The organism is Streptomyces sp. NPDC051677, assembly GCF_044453465.1.
GTDB lineage: Bacteria > Actinomycetota > Actinomycetes > Streptomycetales > Streptomycetaceae > Streptomyces.
Genome location: NZ_JBITCT010000003.1, coordinates 138,524 through 163,110 on the forward strand (window position 1 = coordinate 138,524; position 24,587 = coordinate 163,110).

20 protein-coding genes, 1 tRNA gene and 2 pseudogenes are annotated in these 24,587 nt (G+C 73.9%); 7 read left to right on the forward strand and 16 right to left on the reverse strand.

The window, feature by feature from the left end; all coding sequences use genetic code 11:
- Window positions 1-21: 21 nt before the first annotated feature.
- Window positions 22-288, reverse strand: a pseudogene (locus tag ACIBAF_RS05070) (hypothetical protein); the annotation flags it as partial.
- 188 nt (window positions 289-476) lie between these two features.
- Between ACIBAF_RS05070 and ACIBAF_RS05075 the strand changes: the two are divergent.
- Together ACIBAF_RS05075 and ACIBAF_RS05080 are read left to right on the forward strand one after the other, a co-directional pair.
- Entirely contained in the window at window positions 477-1,148 is a 672-nt protein-coding gene (locus ACIBAF_RS05075; protein WP_399461709.1) for a FadR/GntR family transcriptional regulator, read from the forward strand.
- Window positions 1,149-1,290: 142 nt separating this feature from the next.
- Window positions 1,291-2,253: a PAC2 family protein gene (locus ACIBAF_RS05080; protein ID WP_399461710.1), complete on the forward strand. Its 963-nt coding sequence runs from the start codon at window positions 1,291-1,293 to the stop codon at window positions 2,251-2,253.
- Between the two features lie 67 nt (window positions 2,254-2,320).
- Here ACIBAF_RS05080 and mshC read toward each other — a convergent pair whose 3' ends face one another.
- The 4 genes from mshC to ACIBAF_RS05100 all read right to left on the reverse strand — a co-directional run bounded on the left by mshC (window position 2,321) and on the right by ACIBAF_RS05100 (window position 5,846).
- Window positions 2,321-3,550 carry a cysteine--1-D-myo-inosityl 2-amino-2-deoxy-alpha-D-glucopyranoside ligase gene (gene mshC / locus ACIBAF_RS05085; RefSeq protein ID WP_399461711.1) on the reverse strand — a complete coding sequence of 410 codons (1,230 nt, stop codon included), beginning with the start codon at window positions 3,548-3,550 and terminating at the stop codon, window positions 2,321-2,323.
- 101 nt (window positions 3,551-3,651) lie between these two features.
- Window positions 3,652-4,494 (reverse strand): SCO1664 family protein, encoded by an 843-nt coding sequence (locus tag ACIBAF_RS05090; protein ID WP_399461712.1) that lies wholly within the window; start codon window positions 4,492-4,494, stop codon window positions 3,652-3,654.
- On the reverse strand, window positions 4,458-5,048 hold the full coding sequence (locus tag ACIBAF_RS05095; protein WP_079663335.1) for a DUF3090 domain-containing protein: 591 nt from the start codon (window positions 5,046-5,048) through the stop codon (window positions 4,458-4,460). Before ACIBAF_RS05095 ends, ACIBAF_RS05090 begins: the two co-directional genes overlap by 37 nt.
- A gap of 111 nt (window positions 5,049-5,159) precedes the next feature.
- Window positions 5,160-5,846 carry a histidine phosphatase family protein gene (locus ACIBAF_RS05100; protein WP_079663334.1) on the reverse strand — a complete coding sequence of 229 codons (687 nt, stop codon included), beginning with the start codon at window positions 5,844-5,846 and terminating at the stop codon, window positions 5,160-5,162.
- A 62-nt stretch (window positions 5,847-5,908) separates the two neighbouring features.
- On the opposite strand from ACIBAF_RS05100, the gene corA reads away from it, so the two are divergent.
- Window positions 5,909-6,907 (forward strand): magnesium/cobalt transporter CorA, encoded by a 999-nt coding sequence (corA, locus tag ACIBAF_RS05105; protein ID WP_399461854.1) that lies wholly within the window; start codon window positions 5,909-5,911, stop codon window positions 6,905-6,907.
- Window positions 6,908-6,936: 29 nt separating this feature from the next.
- Here corA and ACIBAF_RS05110 read toward each other — a convergent pair whose 3' ends face one another.
- Together ACIBAF_RS05110 and ACIBAF_RS05115 are read right to left on the reverse strand one after the other, a co-directional pair.
- The gene (locus ACIBAF_RS05110) at window positions 6,937-7,725 is read right to left on the reverse strand and encodes a ferritin-like domain-containing protein (RefSeq protein WP_399461713.1); all 789 of its coding nucleotides are present in this window, start codon (window positions 7,723-7,725) and stop codon (window positions 6,937-6,939) included.
- 183 nt (window positions 7,726-7,908) lie between these two features.
- A complete protein-coding gene (locus ACIBAF_RS05115) occupies window positions 7,909-8,964 on the reverse strand; it encodes an LLM class F420-dependent oxidoreductase (protein WP_399461714.1) in 1,056 nt (351 codons plus the stop codon).
- Between the two features lie 163 nt (window positions 8,965-9,127).
- On the opposite strand from ACIBAF_RS05115, the gene ACIBAF_RS05120 reads away from it, so the two are divergent.
- Both ACIBAF_RS05120 and ACIBAF_RS05125 read left to right on the forward strand, forming a co-directional pair.
- Window positions 9,128-10,114 carry an aldo/keto reductase gene (locus ACIBAF_RS05120; protein ID WP_399461716.1) on the forward strand — a complete coding sequence of 329 codons (987 nt, stop codon included), beginning with the start codon at window positions 9,128-9,130 and terminating at the stop codon, window positions 10,112-10,114.
- Window positions 10,111-12,531 (forward strand): helix-hairpin-helix domain-containing protein, encoded by a 2,421-nt coding sequence (locus ACIBAF_RS05125; RefSeq protein ID WP_399461717.1) that lies wholly within the window; start codon window positions 10,111-10,113, stop codon window positions 12,529-12,531. Before ACIBAF_RS05120 ends, ACIBAF_RS05125 begins: the two co-directional genes overlap by 4 nt.
- A gap of 119 nt (window positions 12,532-12,650) precedes the next feature.
- On the opposite strand, the gene ACIBAF_RS05130 is transcribed toward ACIBAF_RS05125, so the two are convergent.
- Window positions 12,651-13,337 carry a hypothetical protein gene (locus ACIBAF_RS05130; RefSeq protein ID WP_399461718.1) on the reverse strand — a complete coding sequence of 229 codons (687 nt, stop codon included), beginning with the start codon at window positions 13,335-13,337 and terminating at the stop codon, window positions 12,651-12,653.
- 47 nt (window positions 13,338-13,384) lie between these two features.
- Between ACIBAF_RS05130 and ACIBAF_RS05135 the strand changes: the two genes are divergently transcribed.
- Entirely contained in the window at window positions 13,385-13,573 is a 189-nt protein-coding gene (locus ACIBAF_RS05135) for a DUF5703 family protein (RefSeq protein ID WP_014671721.1), read from the forward strand.
- Between the two features lie 72 nt (window positions 13,574-13,645).
- Here ACIBAF_RS05135 and ACIBAF_RS05140 read toward each other — a convergent pair whose 3' ends face one another.
- The 3 genes from ACIBAF_RS05140 to ACIBAF_RS05150 form a co-directional block, all read right to left on the reverse strand.
- Window positions 13,646-14,494, reverse strand: coding sequence for a chaplin (locus tag ACIBAF_RS05140; protein ID WP_399461719.1), 849 nt, complete (start codon window positions 14,492-14,494; stop codon window positions 13,646-13,648).
- Between the two features lie 183 nt (window positions 14,495-14,677).
- Window positions 14,678-14,911: a chaplin ChpH gene (chpH, locus tag ACIBAF_RS05145; protein ID WP_399461720.1), complete on the reverse strand. Its 234-nt coding sequence runs from the start codon at window positions 14,909-14,911 to the stop codon at window positions 14,678-14,680.
- A gap of 167 nt (window positions 14,912-15,078) precedes the next feature.
- The gene (locus ACIBAF_RS05150) at window positions 15,079-16,407 is read right to left on the reverse strand and encodes a M20/M25/M40 family metallo-hydrolase (protein ID WP_399461721.1); all 1,329 of its coding nucleotides are present in this window, start codon (window positions 16,405-16,407) and stop codon (window positions 15,079-15,081) included.
- 207 nt (window positions 16,408-16,614) lie between these two features.
- On the opposite strand from ACIBAF_RS05150, the gene ACIBAF_RS05155 reads away from it, so the two are divergent.
- A tRNA-Leu gene (locus tag ACIBAF_RS05155) sits at window positions 16,615-16,699 on the forward strand.
- A 73-nt stretch (window positions 16,700-16,772) separates the two neighbouring features.
- Here ACIBAF_RS05155 and ACIBAF_RS05160 read toward each other — a convergent pair.
- The 5 genes and pseudogenes from ACIBAF_RS05160 to ACIBAF_RS05180 form a co-directional block, all read right to left on the reverse strand.
- Window positions 16,773-18,860 carry a hypothetical protein gene (locus ACIBAF_RS05160; protein ID WP_399461722.1) on the reverse strand — a complete coding sequence of 696 codons (2,088 nt, stop codon included), beginning with the start codon at window positions 18,858-18,860 and terminating at the stop codon, window positions 16,773-16,775.
- Window positions 18,857-19,951: a hypothetical protein gene (locus ACIBAF_RS05165; protein ID WP_399461723.1), complete on the reverse strand. Its 1,095-nt coding sequence runs from the start codon at window positions 19,949-19,951 to the stop codon at window positions 18,857-18,859. Before ACIBAF_RS05165 ends, ACIBAF_RS05160 begins: the two co-directional genes overlap by 4 nt.
- Window positions 19,948-21,060 carry a hypothetical protein gene (locus ACIBAF_RS05170; protein WP_399461724.1) on the reverse strand — a complete coding sequence of 371 codons (1,113 nt, stop codon included), beginning with the start codon at window positions 21,058-21,060 and terminating at the stop codon, window positions 19,948-19,950. Before ACIBAF_RS05170 ends, ACIBAF_RS05165 begins: the two co-directional genes overlap by 4 nt.
- A 71-nt stretch (window positions 21,061-21,131) precedes the next feature.
- Window positions 21,132-23,864, reverse strand: coding sequence for a hypothetical protein (locus tag ACIBAF_RS05175; protein ID WP_399461725.1), 2,733 nt, complete (start codon window positions 23,862-23,864; stop codon window positions 21,132-21,134).
- Window positions 23,861-24,587: pseudogene (locus ACIBAF_RS05180) on the reverse strand (hypothetical protein); the annotation flags it as partial. The pseudogene ACIBAF_RS05180 and the gene ACIBAF_RS05175, both read right to left, overlap by 4 nt.

Consider the following 24,587-nt stretch of genomic DNA (forward strand, 5'->3'; position numbering starts at 1 on the left):
GCGGGGAGTTGGCCGGACGCCACGGATGACGCCGAGGGCGGTGCCCCAGCCGGCGGTGGCCGGCGCGCCGGTGTTGCGGTGCGTCAGGATCCACAGCGGGCGGTCGTTCCCGACCTTCGCCAGCAGCCAGTCCGCGCCGTACGCGCCCATCGCGTGGTTCGCCTCGACGTCCTCGCGCTGGACGGCGGCGGCCTCCGCCAGGACCGCGTCGCCGACCAGCCGCTGGATCGCGTCGACCAGGGCGAGGCCGGTTCCGGTCCACTGGACGGCGCGCGGATCCTGGGGCATTTCGGGACACTCCTGATGTTCCGGTGGCGTCCGCGACCGTGCATGAGCTGGGAGAACCACAGTTCGAGACAATCGAGCAGGCGTCCGGGAACGAGTGATCGCGGATCTGGAGGCACCGCCCCGATCTGCCGCCATAATGGCGACTGAGACATCCGATGTCTGGGCGATGAGCGAGAGGGAGGCCGGTCATGGCAGTCACCGACGAGGCGATCGAGAAGATCAAGGGCATGATCGTCTCGGGTGCGCTGCGCCCCGGGGAGCGGCTGCCCAAGGAGAGTGAGCTGGCCGCCGAGCTGGGCCTGTCCCGCAACTCCCTGCGGGAGGCGGTGCGCGCGCTGTCGCTGATCCGGATCCTGGACGTGCGCCAGGGCGACGGCACATACGTCACCAGCCTCGACCCGCAACTGCTCCTGGAGGCACTGAGTTTCGTCGTGGACTTCCACCGCGACGACACCGTCCTGGAGTTCCTGGCGGTGCGCCGCATCCTGGAGCCGGCCGCGACCGCGATGGCCGCGCTGCGCATCAGCGAGCAGCAACTGGACGCGCTGGACGCCCAGTTGGACAAGCTCGGCGACACGCCCTCGGTGGAGGAACTGGTCGCCTGCGACCTGGACTTCCACCGGGGCATCGTGCAGAGCGCGGGCAACTCGGTGCTGTGCTCGCTGCTCGACGGGCTGTCCGGGCCCACCACCCGGGCCCGGATCTGGCGCGGTCTGACGCAGGAGGACGCCGTCTCCGGCACGCTGCGCGAGCACCGGGCGATCCTGGCGGCCCTGCGCGACCGGGACGCGGAGGCGGCACGCTCGTGGGCGACGGTGCACATCGCGAGCGTGGAGCAGTGGTTGCGGTCCTCGCTCTGACCGGCGCCCGGTGGGGGGTGTTCGGGGGTGGCGAACGGGGCAGTGATCCGTTCACTCCCCCGTACAAGGGGGCTGCGGGCGCCCCCGCAGAACGCCGTAAGGTTGGGTGGTCAAGCGAGGGCACGTCGGAAGGAGGCACTGGGTGATCGAGCTCGAGGGGGTTCCCGAGCTGATCGACCCGGTCATGGTGGCCGCGTTCGAGGGCTGGAACGATGCCGGCGACGCCGCCTCCACCGCGGTCGGGCATCTGGAGCGGGAGTGGAAGGGCGAGGTGTTCGCGGCGCTGGACGCCGAGGACTACTACGACTTCCAGGTGAACCGCCCCACGGTGTGGATGGACGCCGGCGTGCGCAAGATCACGTGGCCGACGACGAGGCTGTCGGTCGTCCGGGTGGGCGGCGAGAAGCCGCGCGACCTGGTGCTGGTGCGCGGTATCGAGCCGTCCATGCGCTGGCGCTCGTTCTGCAACGAGCTGCTGGGCTTTGCGCACGAGCTGGGCGTGGAGCTGGTCGTCATCCTGGGCGCCCTGCTCGGTGACACCCCGCACACGCGTCCGGTGCCGATCAGCGGGACGACCTCGGACGCGGACCTGGCGCAGCGGATGGACCTGGAGGAGACCAAGTACGAGGGCCCCACGGGCATCGTCGGCGTCCTTCAGGAGGCGTGCACGCACGCGGGGGTGCCCGCGGTCAGCCTCTGGGCGGCCGTGCCGCACTACGTCTCGCAGCCGCCGAACCCGAAGGCGACGCTGGCCCTCCTCAACCGTCTGGAGGACCTGATCGACGTGCGCATCCCCCTGGGCGAGCTGCCCGAGGACGCGCGCGCCTGGCAGGTGGGCGTGGACCAGCTGGCCGCCGAGGACACCGAGGTCGCCGAGTACGTGCAGACGCTGGAGGAGGCCCGGGACACCGCGGAGCTGCCGGAGGCGTCGGGCGAGGCGATCGCCCGCGAGTTCGAGCGGTATCTGCGGCGCCGGGACGGCGGCGGCCCGCCCGACCCGGGTGAGCGCACCCGGCCCCCGAAGCCGCCGAAGCCGATCGGGGAGGTCGGTGAGATCGGCGAGATCGGGGACTCCTCCGACGACGACGATTCGTCGGAGGACTGAACGGGCTGAAGTGCCTGAAAGACCTGGCAGGGGCGGTGCGCCGATGCGCGCACCGCCCCTGCTGCGTCTACAGCGCCACGCCCAGCAGTGCGTCCACGGCCCGGGACACGACGCCGGGCGCGCCGATGTCCGTGCCGCCCTGCTCCTGCTGGAGCGCGGCCCAGCGGTCGACGGCGGCCAGTGCGGCCGGGGCGTCGAGGTCGTGGGCGAGGGCCTCGCGGATCTCGTCGACGAGCGCCTCGGCGGGCGGCCCGTCGGGGCGGGAGACGGCGGCCCGCCAGCGCTCGAGGCGGGCCTCGGCGTCGACGAGGACCTGGTCGGTCCACTCCCAGTCGGCCCGGTAGTGGTGGGCGAGGAGGGTGAGACGGATGGCGGCGGGGTCGACGCCGTCCCGGCGCAGCTGCGAGACGAAGACGAGGTTGCCCTTGGACTTGGACATCTTCTCGCCGTCGAGGGCGACCATGCCGGCGTGGACGTACGCCTTGGCCATGGGGAACTCGCCGGTGAGCACCTGGGCGTGGGAGGCGCCCATCTCGTGGTGCGGGAAGGCGAGGTCGGAGCCGCCGCCCTGGACGTCGAAGCCCATCCCCAGGTGGTCGAGGGCGATGGCCACGCACTCGATGTGCCAGCCGGGCCGGCCACGGCCGAGCGAGCCGCCGTCCCAGCTGGGCTCGCCCTCGCGGGCGGCCATCCACAGCATCGGGTCCAGCGGGTTCTTCTTGCCCGGGCGGTCCGGGTCGCCGCCGCGCTCGGCGGACAGCAGCCGCATGGCAGCGGCGTCGAGGTTCGAGACCTTGCCGAAGTTCGGGTCGGCCTCGACGGAGAAGTAGACGTCGCCCTCGAGGTCGTAGGCGGCGCCCGCGTCCCGCAGCCGCTCGACGAGCGGGACGATGCCGGGTATCGCCTCGACGGCGCCTATGTAGTGCTGCGGCGGGAGCATCCGCAGGGCCGTCATGTCCTCGCGGAAGAGGGTGGTCTCCTTCTCGGCGAGGGCGACCCAGTCGACGCCGTCGCGTTCGGCCCGCTCCAGCAGCGGGTCGTCGACGTCGGTGACGTTCTGGACGTAGTGAACCTGCCGCTTGGTGTCGAGCCACACGCGCTGAACGAGGTCGAACGCGTTGTAGGTCGCCGCGTGACCCATGTGGGTCGCGTCGTACGGCGTGATGCCGCAGACGTAGATACGGGCGACGGGACCGGGGTCGAGGGAGACCAGACCGCCGGTCGCGGTGTCGTGGATCCTCAGGTCGCGGCCCTGACCAGGCAGGGCGGGGACCTCGGAAGCGGGCCAGGCATGCATGTCATGAGCGTAACCGGACGGAAGTTGCTGATACGAACCGGAGCAGGCCGGACGGCCGGGAAGGCGCTCTTGTGTGATTCCGGCCGATGTGACCGATGTCTCTAGACCGGGGGCCAGGGGATCGCCGGCCACTCTCCGCTCGGCTCCGGATGCTTCCCCGAGTCGAGTAGCGCCCCGGCACGCGCGCGCGTGGCGTCCAGTTCGGCGGGGGTGATGAGCGCGGCCAGGGTGACGGCCAGCGGCCCGCCGGGCTCCAGGGCGCCGGTGAGGGCCTTCAGGGCCTCGACGGCCTCACCGGTCAGGGGCTCCCCCGCCCAGCCCCACAGGAGCGTGCGCAGCTTGTTCTCGGCGTTGAAGGTGACGCCGTGGTCGATGCCGTAGAGCCGGCCGTCGGCGGTGGGCAGCAGGTGGCCGCCCTTGCGGTCGGCGTTGTTGATCACCGCGTCGAGGACGGCGAGCCGGCGCAGCCGTTCGTCGTCGGCATGCACCAGCAGCGCGGTGCGGCCCTCGCCGACCTCGGCGAAGCCGATCGCCTTCCAGCCGGGCTCGGGCTCCTCCCCGTCCACGAGGGCGAGCAGTTCGGCCTCGGGAGCCGTCTCGATCCACAGCTGGCACATGCCCTCGCCGTACGGCCCCTCGCGCAGCACGGTGGGCGGGACGAGGCCCCAGCCGGTCGCCTCGGAGACCTCGTACGCGGCGACCTCGCGCTGGGCGAGGTTGCCGTCGGGGAAGTCCCACAGGGGTCTCTCCCCGGCGACCGGCTTGTACACGCAGGCGGCCTCGCGGCCCTCGTGCGCGACGGTGCAGTACAGGGCCGCGTTCGAGGCGTCGCGGATGCGTCCGCGGACGGTGAGCTCGCCGTGCGCGAGGAGTTCCCGTGCTTCGGCGGAGGCGGGGTCGGTGGCCGTCACGCCCCCCGGCGGTATCCGTTCTGGCGCGGACATACGTGTCCTTCCGGGTCGAGCGGGAGGCTGCACAGCGGGCACGGCGGCCGGCCGGCGTTGACGACGTCGAGGGCGCGCTTGGCGAAGGCTCTCGCCTGCGCGCCGGTGAGCCGGACCCGCAGCATCGGGGGCCCGTTCTCCTCGTCCTGGAGGAGCCTTTCCTCGGCCTCGGCGAGATCCTCCTCGGAGTCCGCGTCGAGCTCCACGAGGGCCTGCGCCTCGACGATCATGCGCTGCTCCTCGCCGTCCCAGGCGAGGGCCATGGTGCCGACCCGGAACTCCTCCTCGATCGGGGTGTCGAGGGGCGCCGTGTCGGTGTTCTCGGCAGGCGACACGGCGGGCACCGGGGCGCTGCCGCCGCTACGGCGTACGACCTCGTCCAGCAGTTCGTCCATGCGCTCGGCGAGCGCGGCGACCTGGGTCTTCTCCAGGGCCACGCTGGTCACGCGGGCGCCGGCGGTGGCCTGGAGGAAGAAGGTACGGCGCCCGGGCAGTCCGACCGTACCGGCCACGAAGCGGTCCGGGGGGTCGTAGAGGAACACCTGACGGGACACGTCCTGTCTCCATGGGAATCGGGGGTCATCGTGGGTCGGGAAAGGTGTGGGGGAACGTCCGTGCGTGTACGCGCGCGTACGTGGACCGCTTCACCCTACTGCGGCCGACGATCACGGTGCGCCCGCACCGCCCCCGACCTCGGCCTCCCCGGCGGGGGGTTCCTCGCGCGGCGCGAGCGAGGCGAAGTCGCCGGTGTCGCCGAGGCGCACGAGAAAGGGGCGCAGCCGGGTGTAACGGATCGCGGTGATGGAACACGGTTCGACAGAGATCCGCTGGAAGAGGTCGAGATGAAGTCCGAGCGCGTCCGCGACGAGCGACTTGATGATGTCGCCGTGCGAGCACATCACATAGACGGCGTCGGCGCCGTGGTCGCGCTCCACGCGCGCGTTCCACTCGCGCACCGCCTCGGCGGCCCGGGTCTGCATGGCCCTCATGGACTCGCCGCCGGGGAAGGCCGCCGCGGAGGGGTGCGCCTGCACGACCTCCATCAGCGGCTCGTCCATCAGCTCGGCGAGCTTGCGGCCGGACCAGTCGCCGTAGTGGCACTCCCCGATCCGCTCGTCGCTGTGCGCGCGCAGGCCGGGGCGGGCGTCGAGGAGGGGCTGAATCGTCTCCTGGCAGCGTTGCAGGGGGCTGGCGACGACCTCGGCGATCGGCAGTCCCTCCAGCCTGCCGGGCAGCGCGGCGGCCTGCGCGGCCCCGCGCTCGTCGAGGGCGACGCCGGGCGTCCAGCCGGCGAGCACTCCGGAGGTGTTGGCGGTGGACCGGCCGTGCCGGACGAGGATCAACGTGGGCATGCGGCCCAGCGTAGGCGCACGACGGGGTGCGGTCGCCGGCGTACGGCGGGAGAATGCGCTCCGTGATCGTCGACTGCGCCATCTACCGCGACGGGCGCCGCACGGAGGGGCCCGCGGACTTCTCCGACGCCCTGGCGCAGTGCCGGGGCGGGGGCGACGCCTTCGTCTGGATCGGGCTGTACGAGCCCACGGAGCCCGAGTTCGACCAGGTCGCGGAGGAGTTCGGGCTGCACCCGCTGGCCGTCGAGGACGCCCTCAACGCGCATCAGCGCCCCAAGCTGGAGGTGTACGACGACTCGCTGTTCGTGGTCCTCAAGCCCGTGGGGTACGAGCCGAAGAGCGACATCGTCTCCTCCGGCGAGGTGATGGTCTTCGTGGGCGACTCGTTCGTGGTGACCGTGCGGCACGGCGAGGAGGCGCCCCTGGGAGCCGTGCGGCACCGTCTGGAGGAGGAGCCGGAGATGCTCCGGCACGGCCCCACGGCGGTGCTCTACTCGATCGCCGACGCCGTGGTCGACCACTACGTCGACGTGGCGGGCGAGTTGGGCACGGACCTGGAGGAGCTGGAGGCGGAGGTGTTCTCGCCGACCGGCGGGGGCTCGCGGCACACGGCGTCGCGGATCTACTCCTTCAAGCGGCAGGTCCTGGAGTTCCGCCGGGCCACGGGCCCGCTGGCGCAGCCGCTGGACCGGCTCGCGGGCGGGGGCCTGTTCGGCGTGCGCGTGCCGTTCGTCCACGAGAAGGCGCAGCCTTTCTTCCGCGACGTCAGCGACCACCTCACGCGCGTGAACGAGGCGGTCGAGGGACTGGACCGGCTGGTGTCGGACGTCCTCTCGGCGCATCTGGCGCAGATGAGCGTCCGGCAGAACGACGACATGCGGAAGATCTCCGCGTGGGCGGCCATGGCCGCGGTCCCCACGATGATCGCGGGGATCTACGGCATGAACTTCAGGCACATGCCCGAGCTGCGGTGGGGTTGGTCGTATCCGGCGGTGATCCTGCTGATGGCCGGCCTGGAGGTCGTGCTGTACCGGTTGTTCAAGCGGCGCGGCTGGCTCTAGCGCGTGGACGGCCGGGGTGTCCCGTCGGTTCAGGCGAACTCTGGCGCCGTGGCGGCCGGTCCGCCGAGCGCGTCGCGGCGCTCGGGCATCGTCAGGGAGACCATCCGCCGCCAGCCCGCGAACCGCTCCCACGCGTACACGGCGTGGATGCCGGCCGCGAGGACGGCCGACTTGGCCCTGGGCCAGCCGAGGATGCGGCCCATGTGGGCCATGACGGCCAGGCTGACGTCCCGGTAGATCCGGATCTCGGCGAGCGCGCACCGGCGCAGCGTCCGCTGGATGGCGCGGCCGTGTCCCGCGCGGGCGAAGCGCAGCAGTTCCTCGTGGCAGTAGGCGAGGTGGTTGTCCTCGTCGTTGGAGATCATCTTCACGGCGCGCCCGAGGTCGGGGTGGTCGGCGAAGTGCCTGCGCAGCAGCTCCATCTGTTCGGAGGCGCGCTGTTCGGTGACCCGGCTGTGGGCGAGGTAGACGACGATGTCCTGCACGCTCAGCGGCCGGTCGGCCCTGAGCCGGTCGTGGGCCAGACCGATGCCGTCGCGCTCCAGGAGCATCGTGTAGTCGGTCTCCGGCGGGACGGGCACGGGTGCGAGGCCGCGCTTCTTCATCAGCGCGGTGAAGATGCGCCCGTGTTTGTCCTCGTCGGCGCCGTGGCGGGTGATCTTGGGGGCCAGGCCGCGTTCGCTCTGCGGGACGAGCGCGGCGATCCGGGCGTTCTCCCAGCCGCCCTGCGACTCACCGCCGGCGGCGATGGAGCAGAAGAGCGCGAAGGACTCGTCGTTGTCGATGATCTCCTGGAACAGACTCTTCGCCGAAAGCATGCAATCGAGTCAAATGCGGCACGGCAGATGCCGCAACACCTATGTCCGACAACTGCGCCGAAAGGCGGACGTCCTGAAGCACGACGAGGGCGTAACCGCGCGCGTCCCGGCGCGTTGTTCCCCGTGACGGCCGTGGCGGGGAAGACCCCCGAGCCCCCACCACGGCCGCTGAAACTCCCCCTCCTACGCCAGTCCGGCGAGCTCCAGGGCCTGCGCGCCCGCCCGCAGTGAGGCGAGGCGCTCGTCGAGGGTGAAGCCCGCGGGGGCGAGGGTGAGGGTGGTGACGCCGGCCGCCGCGTAGGCCTTCATCCGGTCGGCGATCCGCTCCACCGAACCCAGCAGCGTCGTCCGGTCGATCAGCTCGTGCGGAACCGCGGCCGCGGCGCCCTGCTTGTCGCCGGACAGGTACTTGTCCTGGATCTCGGCGGCCGCCGCCTCGTACCCCATGCGCTGCGCGAGCTGGTTGTAGAAGTTCTGCTTGCGGCTGCCCATGCCGCCGACGTACAGCGCGGTGTAGGGGCGGAAGGTGTCGGCGAGCCGCTCGACGTCCTTGTCGTCGCCGACGGCCAGCGGCAGCGTCGGGCAGATGTCGAAGCCCTCCAGGGTCTTGCCGGCCTTCTCGCGCCCGGCCCGCAGGTATGTGACCGCGGTGTCCTCCAGGTGGTCGGCGGACGGGAAGATGAGCAGTGCGCCGTCGGCGATCTCGCCGGTCTGCTCCAGGTTCTTCGGCCCGATCGCGGCGATGTACAGCGGGATGTGCTCGCGCTCAGGGTGCACGGTCAGCTTGATCGGCTTGCCCGGGCCGCCCGGCAGCGGCAGCGTCCAGTGCTCGCCTTCGTAGGACAGCCGCTCCCGCGTCATCGCCTTGCGGACGATCTCGACGTACTCGCGCGTGCGGGCCAGCGGCTTGTCGAACTTGACGCCGTACCAGCCCTCGGAGACCTGCGGCCCGGAGACGCCGAGGCCGAGGCGGAAGCGGCCGCCGGAGAGGGAGTCGAGGGTGGCGGCGGTCATCGCGGTCATCGCGGGCTGGCGCGCGGGGATCTGGAAGATGGCCGAGCCGACGTCGATCCGCTCGGTCTGCGCGGCGACCCAGGTGAGGACGGTGGCCGCGTCCGATCCGTAGGCCTCGGCGGCCCAGCAGACGGCGTATCCGAGGCGGTCGGCCTCCTGGGCCACGGCGAGGTTGTCGCCGTCCATTCCGGCACCCCAGTAGCCGAGGTTGATCCCGAGCTGCATGGCCGATTCCCCTTACTGATCAGTAACGACGCTGTTGCGGAGACAGTAGCGCGGGGGCGGCCGTCGGGTCAGGCCGCGGTCCCGCCGCGCGGGGCCCGCACGCGAAGATTCGGTTATCCACAGGCAACCCACTGCCCAGTTCTGGCCAGTAATCTCGGCGTTCATGGAGCAGAGGCATCTCGGCCGCACCGGCCTGCGTGTGTCCCGCATCGGGCTCGGCACCCTGACCTGGGGCCGTGACACCGACGAGCACGACGCCGCGGACGTCATGAAGACGTTCTGGGAGGCGGGCGGGACCCTCGTCGACACGGCCGACGTGTACGGCGACGGGGACGCCGAGTACCTGCTCGGGCGGCTCATAGACGGCCTGGTGCCGCGCCGGGACCTGATCATCTCGACGAAGGCGGGCAGCGTCCCCGACCCGGACCGCCGCTTCGACGGCTCGCGGGGCCACCTCCTGGCCGCCCTCGACGCCTCGCTGGCCCGGCTCGGCACGGACTACGTCGACGTGTGGCAGGTGCACGCCTTCGACCCGGACACCCCGCTGGAGGAGACCCTGCAGGCCCTCGACATCGCTGTCGCCAGCGGCCGCGCCCGCTATGCCGGGGTCTCCAACTTCTGCGGCTGGCAGCTCGCCAAGGCGGCCACCTGGCAGCTCGCCGCCCCGGGCGCCCGGACGCGGCTGGCGGCGACGCAGATGGAGTACTCGCTGCTGCAACGCGGCATCGAGCGCGAGGTGCTGCCGGCCGCGCTCGATCTGGGCATCGGCCTGCTGCCCTCCTCGCCGCTGGGCCGCGGCGTCCTCACCGGCAAGTACCGGGGCGACGCCCTGCCGCCCGACTCACGCGGCGCCTCGGACCACTTCGGGCTCTTCGTCGAGCCCTACCTCGACGACACCGCGAGCCGCATCGTGGACGCCGTGGCGACCGCCGCGGACGGGCTCGCGGTGACCCCGCTCCAGGTCGCCCTCGCCTGGGTCCGCGACCGCCCCGGCGTGGCCGCCCCGATCGTCGGCGCGCGCAACGCGCAGCAGCTCACGGCGGCATTGTCAGTGGAGGCCCTTAGTCTTCCTGACGAGATCTGCCGGGCGCTCGACGATGTGTCGGCGCCCCTGCACCGCTATCCCGATCACGACTGGAGCACGCTGTGAGCACGGAGCCGGTTCCCCCGGAGAACACGGAGAACGCCGGGCCGGCGACGCCGGGGGCGAGGGCCGAGAGCGGCGCAGCCGGCGAGCCGCCTGCCCCGGAGGCAGAACCGGAGGGCACGGACCGGACCGACGCCGATGACGCCGACGGCGGTGGCGCTGGGGGTGGCGGTGGCGGTGACGACGACACAGCTTCGGGGACCGGCGAGGGCGGCGACGACAGCGGCGACGGCGGTGGCGGTGACGACGACACGGCTTCGGGGACCGGCGAGGGCCGCGACAGCGGTGGTGGCGGTGGCGGTGGCGACGACACGGCTTCGGTGACCGGCGAGGGCGGCGGTGGCGACGGCACGGCTTCGGGGACCGGCGAGGGGGGCGATGGGGAGGCCGCCGCGCAGCTTTCCGAGGCCCAGGCCGAGCTCGCCGCGCAGAAGCTGGAGCGGGAGCGGATCGAGCGGCGCAAGGCCGAGAAGGCGGCGCCCATCGCCGCCGGGGCGGGGCTCACCGGGAAGGCCGCCGACCTGCTGGCCGCCGTCCGTGCCGTGGAGGGGGGCGCGAAGCCTCCGGCCACCGTCTTCGACGCGCCGGAACCCGCCCCGCGCCGCCCGGCCCCGGAGCCGGTACGGCGTCCGCAGCCGGTGGCCGCCGAGCCCGCCGCCGCAGCGGCGCCCACGACGGACACCGTCGAGGGCGTACGGCGCGTGCTCGCCGACGGCGGCGCACCCGAGGCGCTCGCGCCGCAGGCCGCCGCCGCGCTCGGAGAGGGCGCCGAGGACCTGCTGCGCGAGGACCCCTGGCAGCTGCTGCGCGTCCCCGGTGTGCGGCCGGAGCAGGCCGACGGTTTCGCGCGGGCGCTGCTCGGCCCGCAGTGCGCCCCCGACGACGAACGACGCGGCCGCGCGGTGACGGTCTGGCTGCTGGAGCAGGCCGCCCTGGCCGGGCACACCGCCCTGGAGCTGCCGACGCTCACCGCGGCCCTCGGCCGCCAGGCGGTGCCCGACGCGGACGCGGCCGTGCAGAGCACGCTGGCCGAAGGCGAGGCCCTCGTCTTCCAGGACGCCCTGGACGCGCCCGGAGCCGGGCAGCCGGCGGCGGACACCGAGGAGGGCGGCGGCGAGGGCGAGGCGGCCCGGCCGGTTCGGGTCCTGGTCGGTCTGGAGCGGTACGCGCTCGCGGAGGAGAGCCTCGCCGACGCACTGGCCCGCGTGGTCAACTCCCTGGCCAAGGAGGCCCCGGCAGCGTGGGAGTCGGCGACGGCCGACGCCTCCGGCAGCGCGGCCGAGCTGATCCGCGCCGTCGCCGGGCACGGCCTGGTACTGCACACCGGCGGCGAGGCCGCCCGCGCCGAACCGGCGGCCCTGCTCGCCGCGGCCCGGGCCCTGGGCCTGCGCACCGTCGCGGCCTGCCACACACCGGACGGACGGCGCCGGTTCGCGGCCCTCCTGGGCGAGGCGGACGACGCCGTCGTGACCGTCCCCGGTCTCCTGGCCGGCGCCGAGGGTCCCGGGCGGGACGCCGACGGGGCCTTCGCCCTCGATCTGCTGGTCGTGCTGGACGCGCCGCAGCTGGACGTGGAGAGCGCCGCGATGCTGGCGGAGTCGCTGTCGGACGGCGCGCGGCTGGTGCTCAGCGGGGATCCGGCGGTGCTGTGGTCGGCCGGTCCCGGCCGGGTCTTCGCCGACCTGCTCGCGGCCCGCGTGTGCCCACAGGTCGCCTCGCGCACACCCGACCCGGGGCCGCTCGGCGAGCTGGTGTCGGGTGTCGGCATCGGCGAGCTGAACCAGGTCGACGCGCCCGGCAAGGAGCTCGTGATCGTGCCGGTGCGGGACGCGGGCGAGGCCGTGCACCGGACCGTCCAGCTCGTCGCCGACTCGGTGCCGCGCGCCTTCGGGATCACGCCCCAGGAGACGGTGGTGATCACCCCCGGGCACGGCGGCGCGGCCGGCACGCGCGCGTTGAACGCCGCCCTCAAAGAACGGCTCAATCCGGGACCCGGCCGCTTCGGCGGCTTCGACCCCGGCGACCGGATCGCCTACTCCCCCGCGCCGGGCCGTACGGTGCCGGGCCGGGTGGTGACGGCCGACGCGGAGGGGCTGCACCTGACGTGTGCGGGCGCCTCCGTCGTCGTACCGAGGGAGCGGGTGGAGCAGGCCGTGCGGCACGGGTGGGCGCTGACCGCGCACCAGGCGGTGGGCAGCCGGTGGCCGGCGGCGGTCGCGGTGCTGCCCGGCGACGCGGCGCAGGCCCTCTCCCGCCCCTGGGTGTACACGGCCTTCGGCCGGGCTGAGCGCCATCTGTCCGTGGTGCACGGCGTGGAACAGGCCCTCCCGAGAGCCGTCGCCGAGGTTGTGGCGAAGCCCCGCACGACCCGGCTGCCGGCGCTGCTGCGCACCCAGGTCCCGGCGGCGGGCACGGCCTAGGAAGGGCCCAGGACAGGTCCAGGACAGGTTCTGGCACGAACGGCGGCGGCCGCGAAGGGTCTCCCCCTCGCGGCCGCCGCCGTCACGACCTCTCGGAACCTGTCGGCTACCGCCGCCTGCTAGCGGTCCGCGTCCAATGGCTCCAGGTCCTCGTCCTCGATGTCCACGAGATCCTCGCCGTCGTCGCCCTCGTCGCCGTCTTCGAGGTCGTCGAACACCGCGCTCACGTCGAAGCGGCAGACCACCCGGCCGGGATCGGCCTGGTCGAACGGTGTCTCCAGCCACTCGCCCGGCTCCGCCGGTTCCTCGGCGGCCAGCACCCACAGGGTGGAGTCGCCCTCCTCCAGGCCGAACTCCTTGTGGCGGGAGGCGATCTCGTCCGGTTCGAACTCGCCGAACAGGATGCCCAGCGCCCCATGCACGGTGGCCGCGACCTCCGCGCCGACTCCCTCGTCGTCCGCGGCCTCGATCCGCTGGGCCTGCGCCAGCAGCCGCTGTGGCTCCGCGACGGCGTAGTCGCGTCGGATCAGCACGCTCAGCGCGTTCGGCTCCTCGGGGCCCTCGTACGGCGGCAGGGAGTCCTCCGTGCCGGGGATCTCGAAGGGCGTGACCTCGTCGTAGCGGTCGTAGAGCAGTTCGTCGTAGACCTCGGCGGCCGCGGCCAGCTCGTTGAACGCCTCGTAGACGGCCGGGTCGTCCTCACCCGACCTGCGCTCGACCGCCGCCAGGTGGCGGTCGAGCGCGGTCTTGACCGCCTCGGCGGCGGCACGTACCTCGGCAGCGGTGGGCTGCGCAGCATCAGACATAGTGCAGACGCTATCCGTACCGGGCCCCAGCCCGCACAATAGATGCGATGCCGGAATACGAATTTGTCGACGTGTACGTACCGCGCGGGGTCTCCCGCAAGGAGGCGACACGACTGCTGACCGACCATGCCGAGTACGGACACTGGGAGTTGGACCGCCTGAGCCTGCTGCGTGACGGCAGCCGCAGGGTGCGGTTGCGCAGGCGCATCATCCGCCAGGTGCGGGCCACGTGGTGAGGTGAGACGACGGAAACGGAGCGGGCCCCGCCGAGGCGGGGCCCGCTCCGTTGTGTGCGGCGCCGGGGAGGATCACGCGGTGGGGCGCGCCTTGCGGTAGAGCACCGCGCCCGCGAGCAGTGCGCCCGCGCCGGCCGGCAGGACGAGGCCCATCGGCAGTTCGCTGCCGGTGTGCGCGAGTTGCGCGGCGGCGGGCTGGGCGGCGGGCCGGTGGGCGGAGGCGGCGCCGGCCGGCGTCAGGTGGTCCGAGGCGGACGGCAGGCCCCCGGGTCCGGACGGGTTGGACTGGCCGTGCTCGCCCGGCTTGCCGGGGCCGGGGTGACCGGGCTTGCCCGGCGTCTCGTGGCCGCGGGACGGAGGCGTGTGAACGCCGGAACCGCCGTCGCTCGCGCAGTCGTTGCCCATCGACGGGTTGAGGAGCCCGACGACGTCGACGCTGTTGCCGCACACGTTCACCGGCACGTCGATCGGCACCTGAACGTGGTTGCCGGAGCCGACACCGGGCGATCCGCCGGTGTACCCGCCCGCGTGCGCGCCCCCGGAGCCTCCTTGCGCGCCGGAGCCGTCATGGCCTGCGCCGTTGTGGCCTGCGCCGTTGTGGTTTCCACCGTGGTTCCCGGCCTGGCTGCCGCCGCCTCCCCGGTGTTCGCCGTACCCGCCGCCCGACGACGCACCGCCGCCCTTGTTGGCGCAGGAGTTGCCGAAGGACGGGTTGAGTGCCCCGATGACGTCGACGGTGTTGCCGCAGACGTTCACCGGGACGTTGATCGGCGCCTGCACCGAGTTGCCCGACAGGACGCCGGGTGAGTCCGTGGCGATGCCGTTCGCGGCGGAGTCGGCGTGGGCGTAGCCGCCGGCGGCGGCGATCACCCCCGTCGCCGCCGCCACGGTCATGAAGCTTTTGCGGGTGACCTGTCGCATTGCTGAACCCCTGCTTTCGATCTCATACTCGTCCCGAATTCCTCGCATCATTCCACCTGTTCGAATTCTTCGGGCACTTCGAAGTTCTTCGGCTTTTTCTTCGGAAAACGACCGGTCGGCCCCGGAGCGCATGGCGCGCGCTCCGGGGCCGACGGCGAGAGACGACCCCTCAGCGGGTCGACGTCACTTGTTGATGCAGACGTTGCCGAAGGCGGGGTTCAGCAGCCCGATCGCCGAGATCGTGTTGCCGCAGACGTTCACCGGGATGTGCACGGGCACCTGGACCACATTGCCGGACACGACACCCGGGGAGTGCACCGCGGCACCCTGCGCGCCGGCGTCGGCGACGGCCAGGCCCGCACCCGCGAGAACCAGACCACCAGTGGCAGCCGCAGCAGCGACGACCTTCTTGATCATTATTCCTCCTTGTTGGCAAAGCGATCCCAAGCAATCGGATCGCATCACCTGTAACGAGGCGGAATTAATGAGGCTACGAGCTTATCGTCGCATTCACTCTCCCCAGCTATGTCCGCACAAGCGGCCGATTTATCTCGGCCGGTGAAATCTCGTTTCACCGGGACAATTCAGGACGCGTCGATGAAGCGGTCGAGCACGCGCACCCCGAACTGCAGCCCGTCCACCGGGACCCGCTCGTCGACGCCGTGGAACATCCCGGCGAAGTCCAGCTCCGGGGGCAGCTTGAGCGGGGCGAAGCCGAAGCCGCGGATGCCGAGGTCGTCGAAGGACTTGGCGTCGGTCCCGCCGGAGAGCATGTAGGGGATGGCCTTCGCGGTCGGGTCCTCGGCGAGCAGCGCGGACTGCATGGCCTCGACGAGCGGCCCGTCGAAGGAGGTCTCCAGGGCCTTGTCGGAGTGCACGTCCTCGCGGCGCACCTTCGGGCCGAGGATCCGGTCGAGGTCGGCGAGGAACTCCTCCTCGTGCCCCGGCAGGAACCGCCCGTCGACGTGCGCGGTGGCCTCGCCCGGGATGACGTTGACCTTGTAGCCGGCGCCGAGCTGGGTCGGGTTGGCCGTGTTGCTCAGCGTCGCGCCGATCAGCTTGGCGATGCCGCCGAGCCGGGCGAGCGTCGACTGCATGTCCTCGGGGTCCAGCTCGGTTCCGAGGGCGTCGCCGAGCTCGTCGAGGAAGGCCCGGGTCGTCTTGGTGACCCGCACCGGGAAGGTGTGCCGGCCGAGCCGGGCGACCGCCTCGGACAGCTCGGTGATCGCGTTGTCCCGGTGGATCATCGACCCGTGTCCGGCGGTCCCGGCGACGGTGAGCTTCATCCAGTGCATGCCCTTCTCGGCCGTCTGGATCAGGTAGAGCCGACGCTCCTCGCTCACCGTGAAGGAGACCCCGCCGACCTCGCTGATCGCCTCGGTGACGCCCTCGAAGAGGTCGGGGTGATGGTCGACGAGGTGACGGGCGCCGTACAGCCCGCCGGCCTCCTCGTCGGCGAGGAAGGCGAGGACGATGTCCCGGGGCGGCCTGCGCCCGGAGCGCAGCCGGTCGCGGACGACCGCCAGCGTCATCGCGTCCATGTCCTTCATGTCGACCGCGCCCCGGCCCCACACGCACCCGTCGGCGACCTCGCCGGAGAACGGGTGGTGGGTCCAGTCGACCGCGTTGGCCGGGACGACGTCGAGGTGGCCGTGGATGAGCAGCGCGGGCCGGGACGGGTCCTCGCCCTCGATGCGGGCCACGGTGGAGGCCCGGCCCGGGTGCGACTCGAAGATCTTCGGTTCGAGGCCCACCTCGGCGAGCTTCTCGGCGACCCACTCGGCCGCCTTGCGCTCGCCGGGACCCGAGTGGTCGCCGTAGTTGCTGGTGTCGATCCGGATCAGCTCGCGGCAGAGGTCCACGACCTCGTCCTCGCCGGTGACGCTCCTGGCCGTGTCGTCCGTCGCGTTCACGCTGCTTCCTCCCGCTGTCACTGCTGCTGGTCCCCCTCATCCTCCCTCTCCCCAGCGCCCCCGCCCAAGACCGGTCCCGGCCCGTCACACGCCGTTCACGCCGGACGCGGCCGGGGGCGGGCCGACCGCCCGTGATCGGGGCACCCCGGAAAGCCTGGTAATGTTTACGTCGTCGCCGCGAGGGAAACCCCGCACGACAGACACCTTGTCCGGGTGGCGGAATGGCAGACGCGCTAGCTTGAGGTGCTAGTGCCCTTTATCGGGCGTGGGGGTTCAAGTCCCCCCTCGGACACAGAACCAGAGAGGGCGGTTCCGGCCAGTCGGCCGGGGCCGCCCTCTCTGGCGTGTCACGCCTCCCAGGCAGGTCAGACGAGCCGCTCGGGGCCGAGGACCCACAGCTCGTGCCGCTCGTACAGGTGCCGTGCGGCGACGCGCAGGGCGGAGGCGGGCAGGTCGGGCACGCCGCGAGGCCACTCACGGGTGAGGATCTCCTCCACGAGCTGGCGGTGCACGAACTCGTCCGACGCCGCGAGGTGGGCGAGGAAGTTCTCCACCGAGGTCAGATGGCGCGGGGCCCGGGGCGCGACCAGCCAATGGAGCAGCCAGGCGGCCACGTGCAGGGCCCGGGCCTCCAGATGGACCTCGACGTCGGGGTCGGCGTCCGTCGGCCGGGCCCGCAGCAGCAGCCGCTCGTACAGCAGCGCCCGGCACAGCTCGCCCAGTTCCGCGTCCGTGTACTCGCGCTCCCCCAGCGTGCCGAGGACGAGGTTCTGCGCCTGGCAGTTCAACGGCCGGCCCAGGATGTCGACGAGGTCGGCCACCGACGCCTCGGTCAGGAGCCTGTGGCGCAGGGTCATGCGCAGGTCGTGGGCGTGCGGGCCGTGCGGATGGCACAGCTGCCGGACCAGTTCGTCACGGACCCGCTGCTCCATCGGCTGTCTCGCCTTGGGGCGCTTCCTGATCCTCGGGGCGGGGAGCTCGTGCAGGAAGGGGGTGTCGTGCGCCTCCCTCAGGACGGCCTCGCGCTCCCGTTCCGACCGCAGCGGGGCTTCCTGCCCGTACGGGTCGCCGGCAGGCGTCGTGCCGACGGCGGGCGGGCGGTCGGGCCTGGGCGGGACCGGCGAGGGGTGCAGCCCGTTCGTCGGCGGGGCGGGCAGGGGCGGGAGCGGCTCCGCGGGGGCCGTTCGGTGTTCCAGCGTGAGCCAGGCCTCCGGGTCGATCCAGGGGTGCTGGTCGGCCCAGGGGTCCGGCTCGTCCTCCCAGGGGTTCGGGGCCGGGCGGGGGGACGGGCCGGAGTCCTCCGGCCGGCGCGTCCGTTGCGGCGCGGGGGTGGGCTGTGGGGCGGGTGTGGGTTGTGGGGCGGGTGCGGGTTGTGGGGCGGGTGCGGGCTGTGGGGCCGGGGCTGGTTGTGGGGCGGGGCTGTGGTTGCGGGGCCGCTGGTGGTGGTCGGGCGGGATCGGGGTGGTCGGCGTGCGGGGGCGGGGCGGGGCGGGGGGGTGGAGGCGGGGGCGGCGAAGCCGTCCGGTCAGTGCGCCTTCGATGACGTCGTAGCGGTCCTCCTCCGGCAGGGACGCGGCGTCGGGGACGCGTTTGAGGGGGCGCGGGTACTCGTCCTGGGAGGCCGTGGCGAGCCAGTTGCGGTAGTGGGTGACCAGCATCTCCGCGAGGTCGGCAGCGCGGTCGCGGCCGGGGTCGGTGAGCTTGATGCGGCGCAGGTCGTTGTCCTGGACATGGGAGCGGCGCCAGTCGGGGACGAAGACCACGCGGTGCGGATGGGCGTCCGAGGTGTCGTAGGTGGCGTAGGTCCAGCCGTCGTTGCCGAGCCACTCGCCGAAGATGTCGCACAGGGCCCACAGGGCCGACAGCGCCGGGTCCGGGAACGGCCCCGCGGCGTCCCCGCGGGCGGCGAGCGCCTCCGACTCCAGTTCGCCGATGCGGGCCGACACCCTGCCGCCCGGGGCGCGCAGAAGCTCGGCGACCAGCCGGACCAGCGGCTCCCGGACCAGGGGGACGCCCTCCTTCAGGGGGCCCTGCCGTTCGTCCGCCCAGTCCTGGATGGTCTTGAGCCCGAAGGCCGGGATCTCTCCTTTGGCGCGGTCCAGCCAGCCCTCCTCGGCCCAGGGACCGGAGCCCAGGGCCAGACAGCGGCGGGCGGTGAGGGTGCCGGCCGGGGCCATGAGGGCGTGGCACACGTTGCTCTCCCGGCTGCTGCCGTCCGTGTCCGGCATCCTGCGCAGCAGGACCGCCCGGTCGCCGTGGATCAGACGCACCACGCTGGTCCGCCCTCCGCCGCCCGTGACCCGCAGCACGGAGCCGCGTTGCTCGGCGAGGTCCCGTGCGGTGCGCTCGTCGCAGGAGTAGGCCACCGCGGTGATGCCGGCCCCCCGGGCGGCGCCCCGGCTGCCCGCCCACCGGAACACCATCTGGTCGACCACGCCGCTTGCGTCGCTCACATCCCCACCTCGGCGGGGCCGTCGGCGCCCGTGTCGCCGATCATTCCGCACATGGACAGCACGGAGACCAGCGGTTCGAGGACGCGGCGCGGCCGTACGCCGTGCACGAAACGGTCGTCGCGGTACTGGCTGCCGGTCGCGGAGGCGAAGTGCAGGGTGCAGCGCAGCACGCTGTCGAACGGGCGTACCCAGGCCGGTCCCGCGTAGTGGCGCAGGAAGGCGTAGGCGTCGCAGCTCTCGGCGCGGAACCGGGCGGCGGAGACCTGGGGCATCGGCGGCTGCGACAGCCAGCGGTCGACCGGCGGTTCGAAGCGCAGGAGGTCGCACTTGTTGATGACGACGGCCGCGGCGACCCCGAGATACGTCCCGCTGCGCGGCAGCCGGTCCAGGACGGTCTGGAAGGCCGGGTCGCCGCCGCGGGTGTAGTGGAACGCGCCGCGCAGGGGGTCGAGCTGGGCGTGCGGCAGGGCGCGCAAGGGGTCCACGACGAAGATCAGCGCGTCCACGCCGAGCATGAAGCGCAGCAGGGCGTCGGTGCGCCGCAGGTCCTCACCGGCGAGGTCGAAGAAGGCGAGCGGGCGGGTTCTGCCGTCGGCGCCGGTGAGCAGCAGGGCCTCCTCGAAGGTGGCGGAGGTCTCCAGCGAACGGGTGTGCTCCAGCATGTGGCCGGAGCGCAGCACGTCGACCTGCTCCTCCATGAACTCGCGGTGGTCCTGCGGGTTCACTGACTGCCAGGTGATGCCGTACGGCTCCAGACCGCCGTCGGTGATCTCGCCGATCATCTGGGTGAGCAGGTGGGTCTTGCCGGTCGCGGAGTCGCCGACCATGGCCACGGTGAGCGGGCTGCCGTGGGTGAGGTAGGGGACGGGGATGTAGTGCGGGGTCACGCCGTCGGTGTTGCGACAGCGCTGGTAGGCCGAGCGCAGGGTGTCGGCGCGGCGCAGCGGGCTGGTCTGGCCGCTGAGGTCCAGGGTCTGGTACTGCTGCCGCTCGTCGCGGACGTAGAGGTGGCGTTCGTCGTAGGAGACGACCTCCAGGCAGTAGGGGCAGAGCATGTCGGGGCCGGTGCCGGCCGCGGTGAAGAGGCTCATCGGTAGCGGCCCCTCTCGGTGCCGGCGGTCTCCGGGTCCTGGGCGGTGGTGCCGCCGTAGAGCCAGGCGCCCTCCTCGGCGGTGTCGGCGGGCGGGCGGCCCGGCGGGGTGTCGGCGAGGTGGGGGCCGGCGCGCCAGGGGGGTGTCGTGGGTGGCGGCGGGGGTGTGGAGGGGGGTGGGATGCGGCGCAGGGAGGCGCGTTTGCGGCGCATCGCGGCGTCGAAGTCGCGCCGGTAGGGGTCGAGGGGGTCGGGCTGGGCCGCGGCGGGGAAGTCGGTTCCGGCGCCGGGCATGAGGAGTTGCAGCAGTGCTCCCGGCTGGGGCCGGTCGGCGGCGCGGGGGGCGAAGACCGGGGCGAGGGTCTGGGCGAGGGAGGGGTGCGCCGGGAGGTCGGAGGACGGGCCGTCGGGGTGTCCGGGGCGTCCGGTGACCAGCTGGTGCATGACCTGGCCCACGCTCCACAGGGCGTCGCGGGCGTCCGTGAGGCCCTCGCCGTGCCGTTGTTCGGGGGAGGCGTAGGGCGGGATGCCGAAGGGCCTGCGCGGGCGGCCCAGGTGGGTGACGGAGCCGAAGTCCCAGAGCTGGATGCCGTGGTCGTCCCAGCGGACGGCGGCCGGGACGAGGCCCTGGTGGACCAGTCCGACGGCCTCCATGAGCCGTACGGCGAGGACGAGATCGCGTTCGATGACGCGCTGCTGGCTGGTGGACACGCCCTGGGCGAGGGCGGCGACCGAGCGTCCGCGGGGCGCCGCGTAGACGATGAAGGGTTCGGTGGCGTTGATGTCGTAGCCGATCGGTACCGGGAAGAGGCCGCTGTAGCGGGTTCCGGAGTAGGCGCGGTGCACGGTCAGGACGGCGGCGGTCTCGGCCTCGATGGTGCTCTGTGCCGCCTCGTTGGCGAGTTCGGCCTCGGGCAGCCGGACCTGGAGGCCGGACCAGTCGTCGCCGAACTGCACGCGTCGGCCGACGGCGGGCGGGCGGACCATGCGCGGCAGGTCGGGGCCGAAGCGGGCCTCGACCCGGCGGAGGGCGCCCTGCGGGGAGATCATGCTCAGTTCGTCGAACTCGCGGTCGGCGCGCGACCGGTCGTCGGGTTCCACGGGTTCCACGGGTTCTGCGGATTCTCGGCGTTCTCGGCGTTCTGAGGGGTTGCCGCCGTGCGGTCCCGGGCGTCGGTCGTTCACCATGAGGCTCCCCCACTGTCACCGTGCGACAGGCCGCTGTCGGCCTTGTCGTCGTCCGCGGCCCGGACGCGGATCCGTACCGTCTCGACCGCCCCCGGGCGCAGGGCGGTGAGTTTGATCGCGCCGACGAAACGACCGGACGACATCCATACGGCGTCGTCGGGCGCGGGCGCCGGGGCCGTCCCCAGCGCGGTGCGTACCGCCCGCGGTGCGAAGCGGATGACGTGCATGGCCGTCGGGTCCCGGCTGAGCAGCGGCAGCTGGGCCGCCGAGCACAGCGACCGCAGCCGGTCGGCGGCCTCCGGCGTCAGCGCGTCCTGCAGGGGCCGCAGGCCGCTGCCGAGCAGGGCCATGGCGTCGCCGCGGCGGCGGTCGTGCCGGGCGAAGGGGGGCACCGCTATCACTCCGCAGCGTTCGAGGTGGCGGCGGGCGGTGCCGAATCCGTCGCGGACGGCCTCCGCGAGGGTGTCGGCGGCCCGGTGCGCGGTCGAGGCCGGGGCGGTGGCGCCCCAGAAGCGGCGCAGCGCGTCGACGGTGGCGTCCGCGAGGTCGGCGACCAGCGTGGGCAGCAGCTCGGGGCCGCCGTCGGCGGCGGTGTGCACCAGCCAGTGCGGGGCGTCGGAGGCCGCGGGCCGGTCGTCGGCGGGGTCCGCGGCCGGCGGCTCGGGCGGGAAGGCGGGCGGCGAGGGGGCCGACGAGGGGGGCGGCTGTTCGCCGTTGCGGGGCCTGCGCCAAGGCTCCTCGTCCCAGGGACCGTCGCCGGTGGGGGCCTCGCTCCAGGGGTCCTCGGGCCAGTCCTCGTCCGACCAGGTGTCGGCGGGCCAGCCGTCGCCGGTGCGGTGCGCGCGGCCGGACTCGTCCCGGGGCAGGAAGGCGTCCGGGTCGGGCCGGCCGGGGACGGTGGGGCTGTGCGCGGTCCGGCTGCCGTGCGCCTCGGTGGCGCTGCGGCGCAGCACCACCGCCAGAGCGCGGGCGGAGTCGGCGCACCGGGTGCGTTCGTCGGCGGCCCACCACTGCTGGCGCATCGCCTCGGCGAGGACGGAGTCGACGCCGTCCAGCCCCTGGCGCAGCACGGCGAGGCCGGTGCCCTCGCACCATTCGTCCACGGCCCGCACCCAGTCGGAGCAGACCATCAGCAGACAGGCGGAGGCGGCCACGGCCGCGCCGATCACGCCGATCCACGGGGGCGGGTTCAGCAGGTGCCCGAGCAGGAACGCGCCGGTGGCGCCGAGGACGACGGCGACCGTGCGGGGGCCTGCGGCCTGACGGATCGGCCCGCGCACGGCCGGGTTGGGCCGGCGGCCGGCGGCGAGGGCGCCGCCGATCAGCAGCACCAGGACCGGCACCACGGCCAGGACGGTGCCCGGCCATCGGCCGAGGCCGGCCAGGGCGATGAGCGCGCCGAGGCCGGCGAGCCGGCCGAGCCCGGCGGAGGCGAAGCCGAAGGGGTGGGAGACGCCGACCCGGCCGGGCAGGTCCGTCGGGCAGCGCTGGCCGAGGCGGGCGGCCAGGCCGGCGGCCGGGACCGTGGCGACCTGTTCGGACAGCGAGGTGAGCCGGCCGGCCACCGTGTGCAGGGCCAGGCCCCGGGAGAGCAGGCCGAGGGTGAAGGCGCCGAGTTCCTCCTCGGTGGCCCGGTCGGGCCGCCCGGTGGAGCGGGGGCCGGTGGGCGGGGTGACCCCCAGCCGGTCCAGTAAGGCGGCGGACTCGGCGGGCGGGACGCCGGGCGCGCCGCTCTCGCGCAGGACGCGGGCGACGACCTCGCGGTAGCGCCGCAGGCCGCGGGAGGCGTCCTCGACGGCCAGGGGCAGGGCCTGCGCGGCGTCCTTGCCGGTCAGCAGAGCCAGCGGCCGGGCGAGGTCGGACCAGGCCGTGTCGGCGGCGTCCAGGGCCCGGACGCAGGCGTCCCGTTCCGCGGCGACCGGCCCGTCGGGGCGCAGGAGGCGCTCCGGGGAGCGGGCGGAGCCGCCCGGCAGCAGTTCGGCGAGGGCCCTGGGCAGTTCCTCGGGCGCGGGGGCGGCGGCGTCGGCGGTGAGCTGTGCGGCGGGGTCGCCGGCGAACCGGGCGAGTGCCGCGCGCCAGGCCCGGTCGCGGGCCTCGGCGGGCAGGTCGTAGGCGAGGACGTGGGCGGAGAGCGCGACGGTCGCGGAAGGGCAGCGCAGGGCCTTCTCCAACACCTCGTCGAACAGCTCGGGCGGACGCAGCAGTTCGACCAGCAGGGCGACGGCGGCCTCGCTGCCGGCGGAGCGGTGCCCGGCGGGGACCCGGTCCGTCGGCCGGTCCGGGCGCCGGTCCGGGTGCAGGTCCGGGTGCAGGTCCGGGTCCTGTGCTCCGCACTGCGGGTCGGAGACCCAGAGCACCGCGGCCCCGGCCGTGCGCAGCACGGTGGGCAGGCGCAGCCGGCGGCCGGCCCGGGGCGCGCCGGTCAGCTCGCCGGTCAGCTCGCCGGGCGGCGGTTCGGCGGGGGGCACGTCGCCGACCGCGACGCACAGCACCTGCGGTGCGGACTGGGCCGGGTAGCCCATGACGCGTTCGTAGGCCGCCGTGTGGGCGGTGAGGCCGACGGCGGTGTCCAGGATCAGCAGCCGCAGCGGTCCGTAGCCGCCGAGGCGGGCGCGGCCTAGCTGTTCCTGCACGGTCCGCTGGGTCGCGGCGGGGTCGGCGGGGCGGCCCGGCGGCGGCCTCAGGTCGAGGACGAGCACGCCGTCGTCCGGCGTCGCGTCGTTCACCGCGGGTCTCCCTTCCAGGGATCGTGCTCGCCCGCGTCGTTCCATTCGTCCTGGCCGTCGCTGTCGGCGATCCCCCAGGGCACCGAGGTGTCGGCGCCGGGCCAGGGGGCCTCGGCGGGCGGCCGGTCCGGGTAGGGCGGGTAGCCCACGGGCTGCTCGGCGGCGGGGACCGTACGGCCCGCGGTGGGCACCTGCGTCGGCCCGAGGGGGGCGCCGGGCGGTTCGGCGCCGGGCCAGGGAGGCGGCGAGCCGTCGGACGCGGCGCCGGGGCGCGGGTACGGCAGACCGTCGGCGGTCGTGCCGGGGCGGTGGGAGGGGCCGGCCGACGGGCCGCCGGATCCGTCGGCCCGGGGGGCGGGCCGGCCGGGGTCGTCCGCCGAGGCGGCGGGCCACCAGGCCGGGCCGCCTGCCGAGCCGGCCGACGGGTTCCCGTTCGCCGGCCCGGGCCACTGGGGTGCGCCGGTCGCCGCTTCGCCGGGGGCGGGGCGGTGCCACGGGTCCGGGGGTGCGGACGCCCGCCCCGGGCCGGACTGGGGGGCGTGGTCGGACGGGCCGCTCGACGGGTTCCCGTTCGCCGGCCCGGGCCACTGGGGTGTGCCGGACGCCGCTTCGCCGGGGGCGGGGCGGCGCCACGGGTCCGGGGGTGCGGACGCCCGCCCCGGGCCGGACTGGGGGGCGTGGTCGGACGGGCCGCTCGACGGGTTCCCGTTCGCCGGCCCGGGC

What these genes read in the sequence shown, in the direction of transcription:
- ACIBAF_RS05165 (WP_399461723.1), bottom strand. Translation starts at nt 19,951, where the DNA reads ATGAGCCTCTTCACCGCGGCCGGCACCGGCCCCGACATGCTCTGCCCC.
- ACIBAF_RS05100 (WP_079663334.1), bottom strand. Translation starts at nt 5,846, where the DNA reads ATGCCCACGTTGATCCTCGTCCGGCACGGCCGGTCCACCGCCAACACC.
- ACIBAF_RS05130 (WP_399461718.1), bottom strand. Translation starts at nt 13,337, where the DNA reads ATGTCTGATGCTGCGCAGCCCACCGCTGCCGAGGTACGTGCCGCCGCC.
- mshC (WP_399461711.1), bottom strand. Translation starts at nt 3,550, where the DNA reads ATGCATGCCTGGCCCGCTTCCGAGGTCCCCGCCCTGCCTGGTCAGGGC.
- ACIBAF_RS05090 (WP_399461712.1), bottom strand. Translation starts at nt 4,494, where the DNA reads ATGTCCGCGCCAGAACGGATACCGCCGGGGGGCGTGACGGCCACCGAC.
- ACIBAF_RS05110 (WP_399461713.1), bottom strand. Translation starts at nt 7,725, where the DNA reads ATGCTTTCGGCGAAGAGTCTGTTCCAGGAGATCATCGACAACGACGAG.
- ACIBAF_RS05115 (WP_399461714.1), bottom strand. Translation starts at nt 8,964, where the DNA reads ATGCAGCTCGGGATCAACCTCGGCTACTGGGGTGCCGGAATGGACGGC.
- ACIBAF_RS05135 (WP_014671721.1), top strand. Translation starts at nt 13,385, where the DNA reads ATGCCGGAATACGAATTTGTCGACGTGTACGTACCGCGCGGGGTCTCC.
- ACIBAF_RS05140 (WP_399461719.1), bottom strand. Translation starts at nt 14,494, where the DNA reads ATGCGACAGGTCACCCGCAAAAGCTTCATGACCGTGGCGGCGGCGACG.
- ACIBAF_RS05120 (WP_399461716.1), top strand. Translation starts at nt 9,128, where the DNA reads ATGGAGCAGAGGCATCTCGGCCGCACCGGCCTGCGTGTGTCCCGCATC.
- ACIBAF_RS05075 (WP_399461709.1), top strand. Translation starts at nt 477, where the DNA reads ATGGCAGTCACCGACGAGGCGATCGAGAAGATCAAGGGCATGATCGTC.
- chpH (WP_399461720.1), bottom strand. Translation starts at nt 14,911, where the DNA reads ATGATCAAGAAGGTCGTCGCTGCTGCGGCTGCCACTGGTGGTCTGGTT.